The sequence below is a fragment of the Flavobacterium sp. P21 genome, from assembly GCF_050632225.1.
Classification (GTDB): Bacteria; Bacteroidota; Bacteroidia; order Flavobacteriales; family Flavobacteriaceae; genus Flavobacterium.
The window spans coordinates 4,884,552-4,902,614 of sequence record NZ_CP192585.1 but is presented as its reverse complement, the minus strand read 5'-3'; the positions used below and the strand labels follow the sequence as shown (position 1 = coordinate 4,902,614).

Sequence of the window (18,063 nt, the reverse complement as noted above, 5' to 3'; positions counted from 1 at the left end):
GCAGAAACGAGAAATTTGGTATTTTGGGTGGACATTGTTTGTCACAACTGGACTTCAGTCCAGTTTAGGGATGTGTTTTGAAGTCTTGGATTTGTTTTAGGTTTTTTTAAAGTAATTTCAAATTATTGAAAAATAGAATTTTATGCTTAAATGGTTTTACTTCTTTAAAATATGCGATCTCACAGTTTTTTCCATTTTCAAAAAAGGTGTTTTCCTGGATAATTAGGTAATAGTATCTATTTTTCTTGTCAATTACCAAATAGAGATCATAAAATATGTAGCAAGTTTTGATGATTTCTTCTGAATCAAGTCTGGAAAAATCATATGGTTCTTGATTTCTTTTTAAGGCTAAAGCTATATTTTTTTGCGAATCGATAATTGATTTTAGATATGATAAAACATGGTTTTTGCTCGTTTCTTTCAATGTTTTTAAATAGAAAATACAATCTCCATTTTCGAATTCATGGTATTCTTTAGATAAAGATATTACTTGTTCTAATCTTTTTCTTTTGTTGAATTCTTTAATTTCATTTGAAGTAAGCATTTTTTTCTGAAAATTAATTACTCACAAAAAGAATATTTCCCAGAATCCTTCCCTTTTTTATTAGAAGGAATAATCAAATGCGATTGAAATCTTTTTCCTTTCAAAACATCATTCACAAAATCCAAAACATATTGCTGTCCTTGATGAAAAAGATAACCAGAGAATTCATGCCCGCCTCCACAAAAAGTAATCAGTTCAACATCTTTATGCAAATCATTCATTTGATTGTAAACTGCATAAGATCCAAAAAGAATCAACCAGCCCGAAGCATTTGTCGGGCAAGAACGATGCGAGCCCGCGGCATATGGAACTGTTTCATCACTATTTCCATGCGCCAATAACATCGGAATTGCTTTTTCTTTCGTAATTAAATTAATATCCTGAATTGCTCCCGAGCCTCCAATTAAACCTTTGTATTTGAAGCTTTCTGGAAGATTGCTTTTGTAAAGATTCATTAATTTGTAATCCCAAAAAGTCGCATGGTAGCTAATTTCTGCTCCAGCACTTATTCCCGAAATAAAGATTTTAGAAGTATCAAGGTTGTATTTATCTGCATTTTCGACTAAATAACCAGTCGCTTGCCACATATCACTAACACCAATCTGAATTGCTTTTATTTTTTCGGTCAAAGTTCCTTTGCAACCAAAATCTTTTCCTTTCATATACAAACTATACGAAATGCTGGCAACCGCATATCCATTTTGCGCCATGAATAGTGCGAATTCTTTTTCGCTGGTACGCTCTCCTCCAGAAAATCCTCCGCCAAAAGCAAACATGATCAATGGAGTTTTTTCGTTCGATTTTTTCTTTGGCATATATAAATCTAAATCCAGTTTTAAGGTGTCGTTTTGGAAATAAGTTAGGGTTTTAACTTCTTGTGCTTGGATGTTGTTGGTTATAAGCGCGATAAAAAGTAAAAGAATTTTTTTCATTGTAATGTTTTTTAATCTCGCAAAGACGCAGAGTCGCAAAGAAGTTTAAAAACTTTGCGTCTTCGCGACTTTGCGAGTAAATTTTGTAGTAATGCAATCTCAAATATAAGCGTAAAATTTACAATGAAATAATCTTCTAAATCTTTTTTCTCTGCACCTTTGTAACTTTGTAACTTTGAACCTTTTTTCGAAAGAAAAAATATAAAAAATCTAAATTCAAAAAGCGTATATTTGCGTTTATTTTTAATTACGAATGGAGAACGATAACGAAAAAAATACAGCCGAATTTTACGAAAGATTAAAATTAGAGCTTGACAACGCAAATACTTGGCCAGCAGAATATTTGTACAAGTTCATTGTGCCTTCTGTTGCAGATAATGTGGAGCGTGTTGAAAAAGCTTTTGATAGAATGGGAGCGGTGATTAAAACAACAAAATCAAAAACAGGTAAGTTTACCAGCGTTTCTGTAGATGTTACCATGCACAGTTCTGATGATGTAATCAGTAAATACAAAGAAGTTTCTACTATTGAAGGTATAGTTTCATTATAAACTTATGATCGAAAAATATAAAAGAGAAGCCGCAAGCGACGTTGTCTATAATTTAGAATATAATTCTGAAAGACAGCGATTAATAATTCCCGAATATGGTCGTCATTTACAAAAATTGATCGATCAGGCTACCGCTATTGAAGACGATGAAACGCGTAACAAAGCGGCAAAATATATTATTCAGGTTATGGGAAGCTTGAATCCACATTTACGTGATGTGCCAGATTTTCAGCATAAATTATGGGATCAGCTTTTTATCATGTCTGATTTTAAATTGAATGTTGAATCCCCATATCCAATTCCGTCAAGAGATGTTTTGCAGTTAAAACCAGATGCTTTGCAGTATCCGCAGAATTTTCCGAAATACAGATTTTATGGAAACAACATTAAATATATGATTGATGTTGCCAATAAATGGGAAGAAGGCGAAATGAAAAACGCTCTTGTGATGGTTATTGCAAATCACATGAAAAAATCTTTCTTGAGTTGGAATAAAGACACTGTAAAAGACGATGTGATTTTTGAACATTTGTACGAGCTATCAGGCGGAAAAATCAATTTGTTGCACAGCACCGAAGAACTTTTGAATACTACAGATTTGATGCGCACCAACAAACGTGTGTCAAACAAAACAGCTTCTGGCGGACAGGCAAAAACACAAAACAACAAAAACAATAAAGGAAGTAAACAGAAAAACTTTCAAAAAAACAATAATCAGAAATAAAAGGGGCTAAGATGCTAAGGGACTAAGATGCTAAGAATTTTACCTTAGAACCTCAGAATCTCAGAACCTTAGAACCTTAAAAAAATCTATGGGAATTTTTAAAATCGAAGGAGGAACTCCTTTAAAAGGAGAAATCACTCCGCAAGGAGCAAAAAATGAGGCATTACAAATTTTATGTGCCGTGCTTCTAACAGGAGAGAAAGTAAAAATTAATAACATTCCTGATATTATAGACATCAATAAATTAATCACTTTGTTGGGTAATTTAGGGGTGAAAATTCAACGCAATGAACCAGGTTCAATCACTTTTCAGGCTGATGAGGTTAATGTTGGATATTTAGAAACTGAAGCTTTCAAGAAAGAAGGTGGAGCGCTTCGTGGTTCTATTATGATTGTTGGGTCGCTTTTGGCTCGTTTCGGAAAAGGATATATTCCAAAACCAGGAGGTGATAAAATTGGTCGTCGTAGATTAGATACGCACTTTGAAGGTTTCATTAACCTTGGAGCAAAATTCAGATATAACAGAGAAGATCATTTTTATGGAGTAGAAACTCCTGAAGAAGGTCTTAAAGGAACAGATATGCTTCTTGATGAAGCTTCTGTAACTGGAACTGCAAACATTGTAATGGTCGCAGTTTTAGCGAAAGGAACAACTACAGTTTACAACGCCGCATGCGAGCCTTACTTACAGCAATTATGTAAGATGCTGAACTCTATGGGGGCTAAAATCACAGGAGTTGGATCCAACTTATTGACGATAGAAGGTGTTGAAAGCCTTGGAGGATGTGAGCACAGAATTCTTCCTGATATGATCGAGATTGGTTCTTGGATTGGTCTTGCGGCTATGACAAAAAGCGAAATCACCATCAAAAATGTAAGCTGGGAAAACCTAGGTTTGATTCCGAATACTTTTAGAAAACTTGGAATTACGGTTGAGAAACGTAATGATGATATTTATATTCCTGCTCATAAAGATGGATATGAAGTAAAAACAGATATCGATGGTTCTATCTTAACTATTGCTGATGCACCATGGCCAGGATTTACACCTGACTTGCTAAGTATTGTTTTGGTAGTGGCAACACAAGCAAAAGGAGATGTTTTAATTCACCAAAAAATGTTCGAAAGCCGTTTGTTCTTCGTGGATAAATTGATTGATATGGGAGCTAAAATTATGTTATGTGATCCGCACCGAGCAGTGGTTATGGGACATAATTTCGAATCTCAATTGAAAGCAACTACAATGTCATCTCCTGATATTCGTGCAGGAATCTCATTATTGATTGCGGCGCTTTCTGCAAAAGGAACAAGTACAATCCAGAATATCGAACAAATCGACCGTGGATATGAGCGCATCGATGAACGTTTAAGAGCAATCGGAGCAAAAATCGTGAGAGCTTAAAAAGTTGATTAGCCACGAATTCACGAATTTTTATTTTCAAAGATTATAAAAAATAATTCGTGAATTCGTGGCGAAAAAAATAGTCTAAATGACAAACGAACAAAAAGCTATAAAAGCTACTATTTTTAGTATAATAGGAAACACCTGCTTGGCACTTATAAAAGGTCTCGCAGGTTTTTTTGGCAATTCATATGCCCTGATTGCTGATGCAATAGAATCAACGACAGATATATTTGCGTCTTTATTGGTGCTGTTCGGAATCAAATATTCGAATAAGCCAGCTGATGAAAACCATCCTTACGGACACGGGCGCGCAGAACCTCTAATTACTTTTTTGGTTGTTGGGTTTTTAATTACTTCAGCAACAATTATTGGTTATGAAAGCGTTTCCAATATTGGAACTTCACATGATTTGCCAAAATCTTGGACATTATATGTACTTGGCGGAATAATTATCTGGAAAGAATATTCTTTTCGATTGGTAATGAAGAGAAGCAGGCAGACAAATAGTTCGTCCCTAGCGGCTGATGCTTGGCATCATCGAAGCGATGCAATTACTTCTGTTGCCGCTTTCATCGGAATTTCGATTGCGCTCATAATGGGAAAAGGCTATGAATCTGCAGATGATTGGGTCGCACTTTTTGCGACATTTTTTATTTTGTATAACAGTTACAAAATTTTCAGACCTGCGCTCGGCGAAATCATGGACGAAAATCTTCATGAAGATTTAGTAGAAGAAATTCGTGTAAAAGCTTTATTGGTTCCTGGAATTCTTGGGACAGAAAAATGCTTTATACGTAAAGCAGGAATGAAATACCATGTTGATCTGCATGCGATTGTTTCTGCCAAAATTTCGGTAAAAGAAGGGCACGATTTAGCGCACTTATTAAAAGATACTTTAAGAAAAGAGATTCCAGAACTTGGGCATGTTTTGATACATGTTGAGCCAGATGATTATAGTTAAAGATGCTGAGGTTCTGAGATGCTAAGATGCTAAGTTTTTTTCCTATTGGAAGCGAATGCCAATTTTGTCAGGCTGAGCGAAATCGAAGCCCATTCAAAGAAAGTCATTTTTTTTAGATCTTAAGAAGAGAAAAAACTTAGTATCTCAGAACCTTAGCAACTTAATATCTTTTTAATCTAAAACATTCAAAATCTTCAATCCAAATACGACACCATTCTGCTGTACGCCACCTTGATAAGAATGAACATAATCAACTCGGAATAATTTGAATTTTCCAAAACCTAGATTGTCTAAACCGACTGTGAATTCAGAATATGGTTTTCGGTCTGGAATTGCCAAACTATGAAATCCGATATTCATAGTTGATTTTAAAAGATTGATGAGTGGAATTTTATTGGTTACAAATCCCATGTCGTTGTGCTCTAAATGCATTTCAAAATAGCTGTCATTTGTTGAATTTGCATAATATGGCATTAGATTGAAAACATTCAAATAACGGTCTGTTGTGCCAATGTGAGTCTGATTTCCGTTGAAATGCCTATAATCCATAAAAGCGATGTTTTCGGCATTATAGAATTTTCCTGCTCTGAAATTTGTTCCTAGAATTCCTTTGTTTCCTAACGATAAATCATATTGGACAGAAGCGCCAATTCGCTCAAATTCATATTTTTTCTCGCTGGCGACGAAAGGCTTTTTCAAAAATTAAATATACGGTCGGGTATTTATCGTTTTTGACATTAAACCTTTCATTTGGTCTTGAAATGTATTTGTTCGCAAAATTAATTCTGGCACTCAACGCAGTTTTAAATAAATGATGTTGATCAAAGGCTGGTGTTGTGAAATCATTTGGCGCCAGTGGATTATTGGACGAATAAATATCATCCTGCTTGAAGAAAGAATAATCGGTTGTGTTGAAAAGTGGTTTTCGTTGTTCGTAAGCAATTTTTGCGTTGAGGTTTATTCCGTTTGCAACATCTTGACCGTAATTGATTTGGGCAAATTCCAAATTATACAATTTCATATAATTGTCTTTGAAAAATAAAGAACTTATCGAATTGACAAATTTTGTGATAGGTTCTGCATTATTAAATTGTGCTGTTTTTGTTCCTCCAGAAACATAAATCGAAGCGTAATTTATAGTGTTGAATCGATGGCTAAATTCACCTATGACGCGTAAACGATCGTCGGAAAAGCCGTAATTGAAAGTTGTGCTTATAGATGTGCTTTTCCCTTTTTCTTCATTCCATTTTCTAAATGAAAAGCCAGAATCTAAATTGAAGCCTTGAACAGTATTGAAACTTAAAGAGCTTATGTTTAATAATCCTTTGTAATTGAAAGAATAACTTTTGAATGTATTCTTATAATCATAGCCCATTAAAACATCCCAAACTTTAAATTTATTGTTTTTTGCGTCAATGGAATCCGTATATTTTCTTGATTTTCTAATGGTTAACAGACTGTCTTTTTTAGTATAATCGTTGCTTTCTTCAAGGGTTAAAGGAATTGGACGAATCGAATTCCAGAAAGCATCGTCTTTTTTATTAGCAAGCGGTTCGAAAGCCACAATTTCATTTCCGAAGGTTTTCTTTTCGAAAGAAGCTGGGAATTCATAATTGGAATACACATAATTAAATGTCCCAGAGAATTTAATTCCAAAAACACCAGCATTAAAAGAGAGCGATTGCGCATTTTTTGACCATATTTTATTTGCCGAATTATAGCTGAAGCTTTGTTTCAAGTTCATTATTTCGGTAAATTCATTTTTCATACGATAACCTTTGATATCTAAATCAATAGCATAAATCGCAAAACTATCATCAATAATATAGATGTAGCCTTCAAAAACGGGTTCTTTGTCTCGTTTTGGAGTAACTTTAATTTTGTTGATTTGATGGTTGTTATCGTCAAAAAAAGTACCTTCAAGTTTGTATTTATAATAACTGAAAGCATTATCGGCAATCGGAGAAATGAGTTTGATATCAAAATCTAAAGTGTTGTCGTAAAAATCATAAGTTGACAATGCGGCCGTATTGTAGCTGTATCCTCGATTGTTTCCGGAGATTTTCGAAGCGATTATTTTCTCTTTTAATTTATCGGGTTTCTCAAAAGAGATTTTGGACACGGTTTCAGATAAATATAAAATTCCTGTTCCAGTTGAATCTAAATTTGAAGCCATATCTTCGCCAAGATCAACTTTTTGGCCTAAGATTTTTTTGGCAAATCTTTTACTTTGAACATTCCTTTCGAATAAAAATCGGCTGTGTAGCGTCCTGTTTTATCTGAATTGTCTTTTTTGTTTGCAATCGCACTTTTTATGATGGCGTCTGCGGGATTGTTTTTAGGATCAATGACCACTTCATTTAACGCAAAACTTTCTTCAAACATTTTTACATCAAGAGTGATCGTTTTCGAGTCTGAGGAAACAACAATTTTTTGCGTTTTAAAGCCTAGATACTGAAAAATGATTTTGTTTTTGCCGGGCTCTTTTACATTTAATTGATATTTTCCGTGTTCGTTTGAAGTCGTTCCAACATAAGTATTTTCTTCAAAAACAGAAACAAATGGCAACGGATTTCCTTTTTCATCGGTTATTGTTCCTTTGATTTGGGCAAAGGCAGAAAATGAAAAAAATAAAAGGGCAGATAAAATAAAGTTTCTCATGTAAGTGGTTTATCTTACAAAAATAGAATAACTTGAATCTGAGGGTATTAATAATTTGTTAAATTCTAAACTGTAAAAAACAAATTAATTCGTTTGTCAGGCTGAGCGAAGTCGAAGCCTATTTTGTGCAGATGACTACGCTCAGGCTGACCGTATATTAAAGAAAAGATTGAATTGCCAATTCGTAGCTTTTTAATCCAAAACCTAAAATAACGCCTTTGGCATTTCCAGATAAATACGATTGGTGTCTGAAGCTTTCACGGGCATACGTATTCGAGATATGAACTTCGATTACAGGAGTTGTAACCGCTTTCATTGCATCTCCCAAGCCTATAGAAGTATGTGTATAGGCGCCTGCATTCAGAATAATTCCATCAAATGAAAATCCGACTTCCTGAATTTTGCCAATCAGTTCGCCTTCAATATTGCTTTGATAATAGTAAAGATCGATGTTTGGAAATTTTTCTTTCAACGTTTCAAAATAATCTTCAAAAGTTTGGCTACCATAAACTTCTGGTTCTCTTTTTCCTAAAAGATTTAAATTGGGCCCGTTGATAATACAGATTTTCATGTTTAAATTATTTATGTTGAGGTATTACATTTTTTGATATTGCGATTGAATTTTGGCATTGCCATTGCATTCTGTAAAAATAAAAAAACCGCACTAATTAATAGAGCGGTTTTTATAAAAGTATGTGATATTCTTTTTAGAACATGAATCCTGCAGAAAGCTGGAATACTGAGTTTTTAAGATCAGCATGCGTTGAAACTTCAGTCAAACCTAGACCATAACGCGCCTGAACAAAAAGCCCTTCAGTGATTTTTAGGCCAAGTCCAGCATTAACTGCAAAGTCAAAAGTTTTAGGATCTTGAACATCAAATTCTTTTTTATTACTTAATAAAAATGATGCCTGCGGACCTACTTCTAAACTTAAAGATTTAGTCATGTAGAATTTAGCCATTACTGGAATAGATAAATACCCAAGTTCATTTTTAAATTCGTCAACAGCATTTTTGTAAGTTGCTCCTTGTGTTGAATATAAAAGCTCCGGTTGGATTGAAAATTTTTCTAACAATTTTAATTCTGCTACTAAACCTGCATGATAGCTTGTTAAGCCTTCTTTGTCAACAGAAATTCCATCAAAACTAGCGTCCCCATGCTGATTGGCAAAGTTCACCCCAGCTTTTACCCCGATTTTTAATAATTGTGCGTGTATTGCAGTTGATGCTTGCCAGGAACATTACAGTCGCTAAAAATAATTTCTTCATAAAAATGTCTTTTAAAAATTGGTATTTTATATGTTATCTACAATTCAAAACTACATTATTTAGAATTTATTGTTTTACATGTTAGATTATAATATTATTAAAATTCTCACTTTTTAGAGGTTTTTCTCTTTGTGTTTGCTTTAAATATATGATTTTCAGTTGATTATTTGTAATCTAATTCTGTCTTATTTTATTGTTTTCTGATCTTATAAAGGAGTTTATTTAGTAAGTATATTTTTACTTTCGTTTTCGTAATTAAAAAAAATATATTATGAAAAAAGTTATTTTGGTCGCTATTGCAGTTTTGACATTCGGTTTTGCAAATGCACAAGAACAAACAGCAAAAGGAAAATGGTTAATTGAAACTAATACTTCTTTTGGAGCTACTCACGTTGGGAATACAGGCTTTCATTTGGAGTCTACAGATGGAGAGACAACTTGGGGAGCTGGTGCAGAAGGTGGATACTTTGTAGCAGATAATTTAGCGGTAAAAGCTGGTCTAGGTTATGAGGATTTTGGCCATAGTGCAAATGCTATTTCGTATAAAGTTGGAGCGAAATATTATTTATTAAATAAATTTCCTCTTGAGGCTTCTTATACAGGGATGAGCGTAAAAGGTTTAGATGAAAATCCTTCTTTTATTGGCCTACAAGGTGGATATGCGTGGTTTGTAGGTAAAAATGTCTCTGTTGAGCCAGGGCTTCGTTACAATATTTCTTTAAACGATGACTATTACAAAAGTGTTTTCCAATTCAATATTGGATTTGCATTACATTTTTAAACAAAAAACATTTAGTTAGTTTTTGTTGGCCTTCCTTGTTTTTTGAGGAGGGCTTTTTTTGAGTACTAATTTATTTGTTAAAAACCTAATTTGTTTTTAGTAAGGATAATTTTATATTTGATCAATTAAAATTTTAACCCAAAACAAATTAGAATGAAAAAAATAATTTTATCAGCTATTGCATTAATGGCTTTTGCATTTAGTAATGCTCAGGATACAAGATTTGGAATAAAAGGAGGACTTAACATTACAACCTTTGCAGGAGGAGATTATTGGGATGCCAATTCTCTAGTTGGTTTTCAAATCGGAGGTTTTGCTGAAATTAAAATCATTGACAGATTATCAATACAGCCAGAGGTTTTGTTTTCTACACAAGGAGCTAAACTTGAATTTGCTGGAGACGATTTCGACGAAAAATTAAATTACATCAATGTTCCTGTTCTGGCTAAATTTTACATTACAAAGAAGTTTACGGCTGAGGCTGGCCCGCAGTTAGGCTTTTTGGTTTCTGCAAAAAGCGAAGGTGAAGATGTAAAAGATAGTTTTAAATCTGTTGATACAGGGTTTAACTTTGGACTCGGATATAATTTCACTGATAATGTGTCTGCAGGAATTCGTTATACAGTAGGTTTATCTAATATTGCTGACTATGATGTAGACGATATTGATGAATATTACGATAGTCCAAAAAACAGTGTTTTAGCTTTGACTTTGGCATATAAGTTCTAATTTGATTTTTTAAATCAAAATTTTAAAAACTTCCTCATTTTTTGAGGAAGTTTTTTTTGAAAGTGATCATTAAAGTAGATTTTGTTTTAATGTTATATTTTGCATTTAAAAAAATGATCAAATTTATTTCGCAAGCACTTTTGTTGTTACGTTTTCCCGTAAGGTTTATGATTATGTTGCTCTTATATTTGGTCTATTAATTTTAACCCAAAACAAATTAGAATGAAAAAAATTATTTTATCAGCGATTGCACTTATGGCTTTTGTATTTAGTAATGCTCAGGAAACTAGGTTTGGAATAAAAGGAGGATTGAATCTTACAAGTCTTACGGGAGATTCAAGTTCTGATGCGCTTGTTGGGTTTCAAGTTGGTGGTTTTGCTGAAATTAAAATTATTGAAAGATTAGCTATTCAGCCAGAGATTTTGTTTTCTGGACAGGGAGCTTCCTATGAATCGGTAGGTGGTCCTGATGGTTCGTCCGAATTAAAACTGAATTACATTAATATTCCTGTATTAGCAAAGTTCTACGTGACTAAAAAATTTACAGTTGAAGGTGGGCCACAGTTAGGGTTTTTAATTTCGGCTAAACATAATAGTAAAGATGTTAAAGACCTTTACAGAACGGCAGATTATGGGTTTAATTTTGGTGCAGGTTATAATTTTACAGATCATCTAGCAGTAGGTTTGCGTTACACAGTAGGCCTGTCTGGTGTTTTTGATAAGGATTATGATGATATTTATGATTACTATGATAGTAGAAAAAATAGTGTTTTAGCATTGACTTTAGCTTATAAATTCTAATCTGAGTTTTTAAAATATTTTTAAACCCTTCTTCACAATATGAGCAAGGGTTTTTTATGTTTTGTAATTTCAAAAGAAATGGTTGTCAAATATTATTTGCAACGTTAATCGATAAAATTTGTGCAATTACGTTTTTCCGTAAGTTTTTTCATTATAGTGCTCCTATATTTGGCTCATTAATTTTAACCAAATAAAAAAGAATTAAGAATGAAAAAAATTATTTTATCTGCAGTTGCAGTTATGGCATTTGGATTTGCGAATGCACAAGATGTTAAATTTGGAGTAAAAGGAGGTTTGAACTTTGCTAATCTAGGCGGTGATTTAGATGGCGATGGTGTAACAAGCTTTCACGTTGGCGCTTTAGCTGAAATTAAACTAAGTGACAAATTTGCAGTGCAACCAGAGGTATTGTTTTCTGGACAAGGAGCAGATTTTAGTGAAGATGGCTTTGACTCTACATTGAAACTTTCTTATTTGAATGTTCCAGTTATGGCTAAATATTATGTAATTGAAAAGTTAAGCATTGAGGCTGGACCTCAAGTAGGATTTTTGTTATCTGCAAAAAATGAGGATGAGGATATTAAAGACTCTTTCAAAAGCGTAGATTTTGGAATTAATTTTGGAGCAGGATACGACTTTACAGAACACTTTTTTGCGGGAGTGCGTTACAATGTAGGTTTGTCAAATATTGCTGATGTTCCAGACGAGGCAGATTTCAAAACTAATAACGGTGTTTTCTCGGTATCTGTAGGATATAAATTCTAATAAAATAAAAAGAAAACAAATTAGCCTTTCGTTTATAATGGAAGGCTTTTGTGTGAAAAAAATAATTAAAAAACAAAGAAATCAAAAAATGAAAAAAATTATTTTATCTGCACTTGCAGTTATGGCATTTGGACTTGCGAATGCTCAAGATGTTAAATTTGGAGTAAAAGGAGGTTTGAATCTTTCTAACTTTTCTGGTGATACTGAAGGTGTAGATTTGAAATCTAAAGCAGGATTCCATGTAGGGGGTTTTGCAGAAATTAAGTTATCAGATAAATTCGCAATCCAACCAGAGCTTTTGTATTCAACTCAAGGTCCAAAGGCAGTAAATCAAATGGGAGAAGATGAAAACGGGATAACTTATACAGGTGATGTCTGTTTTAATTTATCTTATATAAATGTTCCGGTAATGTTTAAATATTATGTTGCGGAAAAGTTTAATATCGAAGCAGGTCCGCAAATCGGTTTTTTAACTTCTGCTAAAATGAAAACAACAATTGATGGTTTTAATGGTTCAAATGAAATGGATGTTAAAGATATTTTTGAGTCGATTGATTTTGGTTTAAACCTTGGAGCGGGTTATGATTTTACAGATCATTTTTCGGCAGATATTAGATACAATCTTGGATTGGCAAACATTGCAAAAACAGAAGATGGTGATGATTCAAAACTTCATAACGGTGTTTTTTCATTATCTGTAGGCTACAAATTCTAATTTTAGAAAATCTCATATTTTAAAACCTTCCTAAATTTCAGGAAGGTTTTTTTATATCCAAAAAGTATTTACTTTGTAAGTATGAATTGGAACCGATATATAAAAGATTATCAATCGTATTTGCGAATTGAGAGAGGCTTGTCTAAAAACACAATCGAAAACTATGGATTTGATATAGAGCGATTATGCCTTTTTTTGGAACAAAATAAAATTGAGGTTTCGCCGGTGAAAATTTCAGATGAAACTTTGCAACAGTTTATTTACTCGGTAGCAAAAGAAGTGAATCCGCGTTCGCAGGCCAGAATCATTTCGGGGTTGAAAAGCTTTTTTAATTATTTGATTTTTGAAGATTATAGAAATGATAATCCTCTGGAATTAATCGAGAGCCCAAAAACTGGGAGAAAATTGCCTGATACATTATCTGTCGAAGAAATAGATGCCTTAATTGCAACAATTGATTTGAGTTCCAATGAAGGAGAACGCAACAGAGCAATTTTGGAAACTTTATATGGGTGCGGTCTTCGTGTTTCAGAATTGGTTACGCTTAAAATATCGGATCTCTATTTTGATGAAGGTTTTATAAAAATTACTGGAAAAGGAAATAAAGAACGCTTTGTTCCAATTGGAAAACTGACTAAAAAATATATTGAGATTTATAAAGATGAAGTGCGTCCTGATTTGAATATTAAAAAAGGTCATGAGGATACATTATTTTTAAACCGAAGAGGAAATCAGCTTACACGTGCGATGATTTTTACAATCATAAAGGACTTGGCAGTAAAAGTTGGTTTGCATAAAAATATCAGTCCGCATACATTGCGTCATTCTTTTGCAACGCATCTTTTAGAAAACGGGGCCGACTTAAGATCCATTCAATTAATGTTGGGGCATGAATCAATTACCACAACAGAAATTTATGTGCATTTGGACAGAAGTTTTTTAAAAGAAGTAATGCATACTTTTCATCCAAGAAAGTGATTTTTTTTGCTTTAAAGTTAATTTTTATTTCAAAAATTAATATATTGTATGATAATTTCTACTAAAAGCAAATAAAATCGACAAACTGCACGTTTTTTGATTTGAGAGGTAAAAATGACTCAATTTTGCATAAATGTTATTATATGGTTTTTGATTTGTATGGAAATGAAGATTGCCTTGAAGTAAATAATTTTTATAAAAAATTATTGGCTGAAATGCCTGATTTGCTTTTTCAATTTGTAATCGATAACAATAACAACTATTCTTTCCCACTTGTCAGCAAGTCTGCTGATGATATTTTCGAAATTTCTGCTAAAGAATTTACGAATGATATTAAATTCATAATCTACGATAGAATATTTCCGCAGGATCGAGATTTGTTTTTTCAGTCTTTAGTTAAAGCGCGAAAAGAAATTAAACCTTGGGAAGTTGAATTTAGGGCAGTTTTGCCAAAGAAAGGACTTCGCTGGTTTAAAGTAGCTTCAAAAACAGAATTGTCTTCAGATGGAAATGTTAGCTTCTTTGGCCATGTTTCTGATATCACAGATTTAAAAGATAAAGAAGAAAGGCTTCGTATTTCTGAAGAAAGATTTCAGTTTGCCCTAGATGCCTCTACAGTTGGAATTTGGGATTGGGATATGGTGACCAACCAAGTTTTTTATTCTTCGCTTTCTCTCAAGATATTAGAATTAGAATCAACAGATATTTTTGATGATCCAGAACGTTGGGACAAAATTGTTCATCCGGATGATCTTCCTAAGTATTATTCAGATATTCATGAGCATTTTGATAACAAGATTCCTTATTATGAAAATTACCATCGTGTAATGACGTCAAGTGGCAATTACAAATGGATTCTCGATCGCGGAAAAGTTATAAAACGCGATGAAAACGACAAGCCTTTGCGAGTAATAGGAACACATACTGATGTTTCTCAACAAAAAGAAAAAGAGCTTGAGCTGTTAAAAACAATGAAATTATACAGCGATCAAAATAGTAGATTGTTGAATTTTTCGCATATCGTTTCTCATAATCTAAATACGCAGGCAGGAAACATAAAATCGATATTAGATTTTATCGATGCTGATGTTGACAAGCAGACTGTAAGCGAAATGCTGGTGCATTTAAGAACCGTTTCGAATGATTTGAATGATACGATTTCAAACTTAACCCAAATTGTAAAAACGCAAAGCAATATCAATATTGCTGTTGTTCCCTTGAAGCTTTGTGAATACATAGAAAAAACTATTTCAGCGATTAAAGGTTACGACAAACGCAAAAATGTGACCATCGTAAACAATGTTCCAAATTATTTGACGATAAATTTCAATCCGGCTTATCTAGAAAGTGTTTTGTTGAATTTTACCACAAATGCAATAAAATATGCGCATCCTGATCGTGATCCTCTGATTGTTTTTGATTTTGCAATTGAGCCAGAAGGACATAAGTCATTAAAAATTACAGATAATGGTTTGGGGATTGATTTGGCGGTTCACGGCGATCTTTTATTCGGAATGTATAAAACGTTTCATAAGCATGAAGATGCGCGCGGAATTGGCCTTTATATCACGCGAAATCAAATCGAGGCAATGAAGGGGACTATTTGTGTTGAAAGTAAAGTAGGAGTGGGCACAAGTTTTAAAATTATATTCGGCGATTTATAATTTCGTTTTTCGAATAAGAACATAAAAACAAAAAAGGCTATCTGAAAAGATAGCCTTTTTTGTTTATTTGAAAAGAGAATTACTTTGCAATGTTCACTGCTCTCGTTTCTCTAATTACTGTTACTTTTACCTGACCTGGATAAGTCATTTCAGTCTGAATTTTTTGAGAAATTTCAAATGATAAGTTTGCGGCATTATCATCAGAAACTTTTTCACTTTCTACAATTACACGAAGTTCTCTACCAGCCTGAATTGCATATGCATTTTTAACACCGCTGAATCCGTAAGCAACATCTTCAAGGTCTTTCAAACGCTGAATATATGAATCAAGAACTTGGCGTCGTGCTCCCGGACGAGCTCCAGAAATCGCATCACAAACCTGAATAATTGGTGATAATAATGATTTCATTTCAATCTCATCGTGGTGTGCTCCAATCGCGTTGCAAACTTCTTCTTTCTCACCATATTTTTCAGCCCATTGCATCCCTAAAAGTGCGTGTGGCAAATCACTTTCTGTATCTGGCACTTTTCCAATATCGTGTAATAAACCAGCTCTTTTTGCAAGTTTTACGTTCAAGCCTAATTCAGTCGCCATGATACCGCAAAGTTTAGAAACTTCTCTAGAGTGCTGTAATAAGTTTTGTCCGTAAGAAGAACGGTATTTCATTCTACCTACAACTTTGATCAATTCAGGGTGTAACCCGTGAATTCCTAAATCTATTACAGTACGTTTTCCAACTTCAATAATTTCGTCATCGATTTGTTTTGCTGTTTTTGCAACAACTTCTTCAATTCTTGCTGGGTGAATACGTCCATCAGTTACAAGTTTATGTAATGACAAACGAGCGATTTCTCTTCTAACTGGATCAAAACAAGAAAGGATAATAGCCTCTGGAGTATCGTCAACAATAATTTCTACACCTGTAGCCGATTCTAAAGCTCTGATGTTTCGTCCTTCACGTCCAATAATTCTACCTTTTACATCGTCAGACTCAATGTTGAATACAGAAACACAGTTTTCAACTGCTTCTTCAGTTCCAACTCTTTGAATTGTATTAATGATGATTTTTTTAGCTTCCTGTTGTGCAGTAAGTTTAGCCTCTTCAATAGTATCTTGAATGTGCGACATTGCTTTGCTTTTAGCTTCGGCTTTTAAGCCTTCAACTAATTGCTCTTTTGCTTCTTCAGCAGAAAGTCCTGAAATTACCTCAAGTTGTTGTAATTGGCTTTTGTGAAGTTTGTCAACTTCAGCTTGTTTTTTGTCCAAAAGCTCAATTTTATTTTGATATTCAGCAGTTTTAGCCTCAAAATCATCATTTACTTTTTTAGCTTTCGAAAGTTCATTCGAAACTTGAGATTCTTTATCACGCACTCGTTTTTCTACTTCAGCAACTTTTTTATCACGTGCTAAAATAACTTGTTCGTGTTCCGATTTTAATTCGATAAAACGCTCTTTTGCTTGAAGAATTTTATCTTTTTTAATATTTTCAGCTTCTAAATTAGCATCTTTCAAAATTGAAGTCGCTTCTTTTTTAGCGTTTTTGATTAGATTAGAAATATTGCTTTTCTCGATGATTTTAGCAATTGCAAAACCAGTCGCAATTCCTACAATACCAATAATGATCGTTATGATGCTCATGTTTGTTAGGGTTTATATATAAAAAAAGCCTACATTAATTGCTTGTATAAACTCGTAAAGACAAGTTTTGAGCTAACTCACTGTTCAAGTTTCCCAGCCAAAAGGAGGGCATACTATAGTAGCGACGATTTGCTCATTCTAAATTGTTAGTGTTGAGTTTACCAATTGTGAACTAATGTAGGCAGTATCTTAGTTTCTGTAAAGAACGTTTATTTTTCGAGATATTGATCTAATAGCGAATTTAATTTTTTAATTCTTTCGATGGTTTCTTCTCCATCGATTGCGTTATCAATTTGTTTTTGTTCAACTTGTGATGCAAATTGCAATGCACACATAGCTAATACATCTTGTTTGTCACGAACTGCGTAATTTTCTTCGAATTGCTTAATCATTGTATCAATTTTTTTAGAAGCACTTCTAAGTCCTTCTTCCTGAGCAGGTTCAACCGTTAAAGGGTAAACACGATCTGCAATTGATATTTTGATTCTAAGCTTTCCGTCCATGTTTTTACTAATCTGATAGTTGCGCTATACAGTAATCAATTTCGCGAATTAATGAATTTATTTTAAGCTTTGTCTCTCTCTTGTTATTGTCGTCGCCGAGCAACGAATTGGCTATTTTAAGTGTCTCATATTGCTTTTTCAAAGCTTCAATTTCTTCAGATTGCTTCTGGATAATTTGCACAGCTTTGGCTAGTTCTAATTGTAAATCCTGATTGTTTTTCTCCAAACCTTTTGACTTCTCAAAAAGCTTCTCGACTTTATATTCAAGAGTATCAATTATTTCGGCAATTACACTCATTATAAATCCTATTCATTACTTAATCATACAAAGTTAGTATTCCTTTTTATTAATGCAATTTTTTATCGATTTTTTTGTAGTTAAAATAACCAAATAGATGAAATTCAGTCAATTGTATTTTTGTAGCTAAATACTCGGTTTTGG

The 18,063-nt window shown here is 33.4% G+C and carries 20 protein-coding genes and 1 pseudogene; 11 read left to right on the top strand and 10 right to left on the bottom strand.

Annotation, left to right across the window (positions count from 1 at the left end):
• Positions 1 to 106: 106 nt before the first annotated feature.
• A complete protein-coding gene (locus ACQ9BO_RS24665; RefSeq protein WP_431242877.1) occupies positions 107 to 544 on the bottom strand; it encodes a hypothetical protein in 438 nt (145 codons plus the stop codon).
• 17 nt (positions 545 to 561) lie between these two features.
• Positions 562 to 1,476, bottom strand: coding sequence for an alpha/beta hydrolase fold domain-containing protein (locus tag ACQ9BO_RS24660; protein WP_431242876.1), 915 nt, complete (start codon positions 1,474 to 1,476; stop codon positions 562 to 564).
• A 253-nt stretch (positions 1,477 to 1,729) separates the two neighbouring features.
• Here ACQ9BO_RS24660 and ACQ9BO_RS24655 point away from each other — a divergent pair, with 253 nt between their 5' ends.
• The 4 genes from ACQ9BO_RS24655 (at position 1,730) to ACQ9BO_RS24640 (ending at position 5,116) form a co-directional block, all read left to right on the top strand.
• Positions 1,730 to 2,026, top strand: a complete 297-nt coding sequence (locus ACQ9BO_RS24655; RefSeq protein WP_207294875.1) for a DUF493 family protein — start codon at positions 1,730 to 1,732, stop codon at positions 2,024 to 2,026.
• Positions 2,027 to 2,030: 4 nt separating this feature from the next.
• A complete protein-coding gene (locus tag ACQ9BO_RS24650; protein WP_431242875.1) occupies positions 2,031 to 2,750 on the top strand; it encodes a DUF4290 domain-containing protein in 720 nt (239 codons plus the stop codon).
• An 88-nt stretch (positions 2,751 to 2,838) separates the two neighbouring features.
• A complete protein-coding gene (gene murA, locus ACQ9BO_RS24645) occupies positions 2,839 to 4,152 on the top strand; it encodes a UDP-N-acetylglucosamine 1-carboxyvinyltransferase (RefSeq protein ID WP_431242874.1) in 1,314 nt (437 codons plus the stop codon).
• A gap of 88 nt (positions 4,153 to 4,240) precedes the next feature.
• Positions 4,241 to 5,116, top strand: a complete 876-nt coding sequence (locus ACQ9BO_RS24640; protein WP_431242873.1) for a cation diffusion facilitator family transporter — start codon at positions 4,241 to 4,243, stop codon at positions 5,114 to 5,116.
• 171 nt (positions 5,117 to 5,287) lie between these two features.
• Here the strand turns inward: ACQ9BO_RS24640 and ACQ9BO_RS24635 are convergent, their stop codons facing one another.
• The 5 genes and pseudogenes from ACQ9BO_RS24635 to ACQ9BO_RS24615 form a co-directional block, all read right to left on the bottom strand.
• On the bottom strand, positions 5,288 to 5,815 hold the full coding sequence (locus tag ACQ9BO_RS24635; protein WP_431242872.1) for a DUF5686 family protein: 528 nt from the start codon (positions 5,813 to 5,815) through the stop codon (positions 5,288 to 5,290).
• A complete protein-coding gene (locus ACQ9BO_RS24630) occupies positions 5,778 to 7,292 on the bottom strand; it encodes a DUF5686 family protein (protein WP_431242871.1) in 1,515 nt (504 codons plus the stop codon). The genes ACQ9BO_RS24635 and ACQ9BO_RS24630 overlap by 38 nt, the downstream gene beginning before the upstream one ends.
• A 26-nt stretch (positions 7,293 to 7,318) precedes the next feature.
• Positions 7,319 to 7,777 carry a carboxypeptidase-like regulatory domain-containing protein gene (locus ACQ9BO_RS24625; RefSeq protein WP_431242870.1) on the bottom strand — a complete coding sequence of 153 codons (459 nt, stop codon included), beginning with the start codon at positions 7,775 to 7,777 and terminating at the stop codon, positions 7,319 to 7,321.
• Positions 7,778 to 7,934: 157 nt separating this feature from the next.
• On the bottom strand, positions 7,935 to 8,348 hold the full coding sequence (aroQ, locus tag ACQ9BO_RS24620; RefSeq protein ID WP_431242869.1) for a type II 3-dehydroquinate dehydratase: 414 nt from the start codon (positions 8,346 to 8,348) through the stop codon (positions 7,935 to 7,937).
• A gap of 136 nt (positions 8,349 to 8,484) precedes the next feature.
• A pseudogene (locus ACQ9BO_RS24615) lies at positions 8,485 to 9,046 on the bottom strand (porin family protein).
• A 271-nt stretch (positions 9,047 to 9,317) separates the two neighbouring features.
• Between ACQ9BO_RS24615 and ACQ9BO_RS24610 the strand changes: the two are divergent.
• From ACQ9BO_RS24610 to ACQ9BO_RS24580, 7 genes are all read left to right on the top strand, one after another.
• Entirely contained in the window at positions 9,318 to 9,827 is a 510-nt protein-coding gene (locus ACQ9BO_RS24610; protein WP_431242868.1) for a hypothetical protein, read from the top strand.
• A 153-nt stretch (positions 9,828 to 9,980) separates the two neighbouring features.
• Complete coding sequence (locus tag ACQ9BO_RS24605; RefSeq protein WP_431242867.1) at positions 9,981 to 10,556, top strand: porin family protein; 576 nt, start codon at positions 9,981 to 9,983, stop codon at positions 10,554 to 10,556.
• Positions 10,557 to 10,778: 222 nt separating this feature from the next.
• Positions 10,779 to 11,357: a porin family protein gene (locus ACQ9BO_RS24600; protein ID WP_431242866.1), complete on the top strand. Its 579-nt coding sequence runs from the start codon at positions 10,779 to 10,781 to the stop codon at positions 11,355 to 11,357.
• A gap of 207 nt (positions 11,358 to 11,564) precedes the next feature.
• Positions 11,565 to 12,122 carry a porin family protein gene (locus ACQ9BO_RS24595; protein ID WP_431242865.1) on the top strand — a complete coding sequence of 186 codons (558 nt, stop codon included), beginning with the start codon at positions 11,565 to 11,567 and terminating at the stop codon, positions 12,120 to 12,122.
• An 88-nt stretch (positions 12,123 to 12,210) separates the two neighbouring features.
• The gene (locus ACQ9BO_RS24590; protein ID WP_431242864.1) at positions 12,211 to 12,837 is read left to right on the top strand and encodes a porin family protein; all 627 of its coding nucleotides are present in this window, start codon (positions 12,211 to 12,213) and stop codon (positions 12,835 to 12,837) included.
• Positions 12,838 to 12,918: 81 nt separating this feature from the next.
• Positions 12,919 to 13,815 (top strand): site-specific tyrosine recombinase XerD, encoded by an 897-nt coding sequence (xerD, locus tag ACQ9BO_RS24585; protein ID WP_431242863.1) that lies wholly within the window; start codon positions 12,919 to 12,921, stop codon positions 13,813 to 13,815.
• A gap of 143 nt (positions 13,816 to 13,958) precedes the next feature.
• Positions 13,959 to 15,479: a PAS domain-containing sensor histidine kinase gene (locus tag ACQ9BO_RS24580; RefSeq protein WP_431242862.1), complete on the top strand. Its 1,521-nt coding sequence runs from the start codon at positions 13,959 to 13,961 to the stop codon at positions 15,477 to 15,479.
• Between the two features lie 79 nt (positions 15,480 to 15,558).
• Here the strand turns inward: ACQ9BO_RS24580 and rny are convergent, their stop codons facing one another.
• The 3 genes from rny to ACQ9BO_RS24565 all read right to left on the bottom strand — a co-directional run bounded on the left by rny (position 15,559) and on the right by ACQ9BO_RS24565 (position 17,919).
• Positions 15,559 to 17,118, bottom strand: a complete 1,560-nt coding sequence (gene rny, locus ACQ9BO_RS24575; RefSeq protein WP_431242861.1) for a ribonuclease Y — start codon at positions 17,116 to 17,118, stop codon at positions 15,559 to 15,561.
• Between the two features lie 209 nt (positions 17,119 to 17,327).
• Positions 17,328 to 17,621: a cell division protein ZapA gene (locus ACQ9BO_RS24570; RefSeq protein WP_132988385.1), complete on the bottom strand. Its 294-nt coding sequence runs from the start codon at positions 17,619 to 17,621 to the stop codon at positions 17,328 to 17,330.
• 7 nt (positions 17,622 to 17,628) lie between these two features.
• Positions 17,629 to 17,919: a hypothetical protein gene (locus tag ACQ9BO_RS24565; protein WP_431242860.1), complete on the bottom strand. Its 291-nt coding sequence runs from the start codon at positions 17,917 to 17,919 to the stop codon at positions 17,629 to 17,631.
• Positions 17,920 to 18,063: the final 144 nt, after the last annotated feature.

Coding starts and splice junctions, on each gene's coding strand:
- ACQ9BO_RS24665 (WP_431242877.1), bottom strand. CDS start 544: ATGCTTACTTCAAATGAAATTAAAGAATTCAACAAAAGAAAAAGATTA.
- ACQ9BO_RS24660 (WP_431242876.1), bottom strand. CDS start 1,476: ATGAAAAAAATTCTTTTACTTTTTATCGCGCTTATAACCAACAACATC.
- ACQ9BO_RS24655 (WP_207294875.1), top strand. CDS start 1,730: ATGGAGAACGATAACGAAAAAAATACAGCCGAATTTTACGAAAGATTA.
- ACQ9BO_RS24650 (WP_431242875.1), top strand. CDS start 2,031: ATGATCGAAAAATATAAAAGAGAAGCCGCAAGCGACGTTGTCTATAAT.
- murA (WP_431242874.1), top strand. CDS start 2,839: ATGGGAATTTTTAAAATCGAAGGAGGAACTCCTTTAAAAGGAGAAATC.
- ACQ9BO_RS24640 (WP_431242873.1), top strand. CDS start 4,241: ATGACAAACGAACAAAAAGCTATAAAAGCTACTATTTTTAGTATAATA.
- ACQ9BO_RS24630 (WP_431242871.1), bottom strand. CDS start 7,292: ATGGCTTCAAATTTAGATTCAACTGGAACAGGAATTTTATATTTATCT.
- ACQ9BO_RS24625 (WP_431242870.1), bottom strand. CDS start 7,777: ATGAGAAACTTTATTTTATCTGCCCTTTTATTTTTTTCATTTTCTGCC.
- aroQ (WP_431242869.1), bottom strand. CDS start 8,348: ATGAAAATCTGTATTATCAACGGGCCCAATTTAAATCTTTTAGGAAAA.
- ACQ9BO_RS24610 (WP_431242868.1), top strand. CDS start 9,318: ATGAAAAAAGTTATTTTGGTCGCTATTGCAGTTTTGACATTCGGTTTT.
- ACQ9BO_RS24605 (WP_431242867.1), top strand. CDS start 9,981: ATGAAAAAAATAATTTTATCAGCTATTGCATTAATGGCTTTTGCATTT.
- ACQ9BO_RS24600 (WP_431242866.1), top strand. CDS start 10,779: ATGAAAAAAATTATTTTATCAGCGATTGCACTTATGGCTTTTGTATTT.
- ACQ9BO_RS24595 (WP_431242865.1), top strand. CDS start 11,565: ATGAAAAAAATTATTTTATCTGCAGTTGCAGTTATGGCATTTGGATTT.
- ACQ9BO_RS24590 (WP_431242864.1), top strand. CDS start 12,211: ATGAAAAAAATTATTTTATCTGCACTTGCAGTTATGGCATTTGGACTT.
- xerD (WP_431242863.1), top strand. CDS start 12,919: ATGAATTGGAACCGATATATAAAAGATTATCAATCGTATTTGCGAATT.
- ACQ9BO_RS24580 (WP_431242862.1), top strand. CDS start 13,959: ATGGTTTTTGATTTGTATGGAAATGAAGATTGCCTTGAAGTAAATAAT.
- rny (WP_431242861.1), bottom strand. CDS start 17,118: ATGAGCATCATAACGATCATTATTGGTATTGTAGGAATTGCGACTGGT.
- ACQ9BO_RS24570 (WP_132988385.1), bottom strand. CDS start 17,621: ATGGACGGAAAGCTTAGAATCAAAATATCAATTGCAGATCGTGTTTAC.
- ACQ9BO_RS24565 (WP_431242860.1), bottom strand. CDS start 17,919: ATGAGTGTAATTGCCGAAATAATTGATACTCTTGAATATAAAGTCGAG.